The organism is Luteimonas panaciterrae, from assembly GCF_020511115.1.
Taxonomy (GTDB): domain Bacteria; phylum Pseudomonadota; class Gammaproteobacteria; order Xanthomonadales; family Xanthomonadaceae; genus Luteimonas; species Luteimonas panaciterrae.
Genome location: NZ_JAJAVH010000104.1, coordinates 1 through 418 on the forward strand (window position 1 = coordinate 1; position 418 = coordinate 418).

At 60.5% G+C, this 418-nt stretch carries 1 pseudogene; it reads left to right on the plus strand.

Going from position 1 to position 418, the window contains the following annotated elements:
• Positions 1–418, plus strand: a pseudogene (locus LG367_RS18465) (hypothetical protein); the annotation flags it as partial.

Below are 418 nucleotides of genomic sequence, written 5' to 3' on the forward strand. Positions count from 1 at the left end.
CGTATTCGATTCCAGCACGGCACTAGGCAGCTTCGCAGTGAGCAAGGGTACCGATTCGACCGCGGTGGGGTACCGCGCGAAAGCCGACGAGAGGGCGGCCGCATTAGGTATGAATGCCGATGCAGTGGGCCAATATAGCGTGGCACTCGGCAGTTACTCGCGGAGCAACGGTAAGCTGGCGACCGCGGTGGGAGCCTTCACGTCAGCTGCCAAGAACGCAACCGCATTGGGCAATTTTGCGTCGGCCACGGGTAACGGAAGCGTAGCCGTGGGCGAGAGCAGTGAAAGTAGTGGTAATGAGAGCGTGGTGATCGGTGGTATGACGGATGCGAAGGGAAGCTTGCAAAAGGTAAAGGCACAGAGCATTGGCGAGGGCGCCGTGGCCGTTGGTGCTGGCGCGAGCGCGAAGGACAAGAAC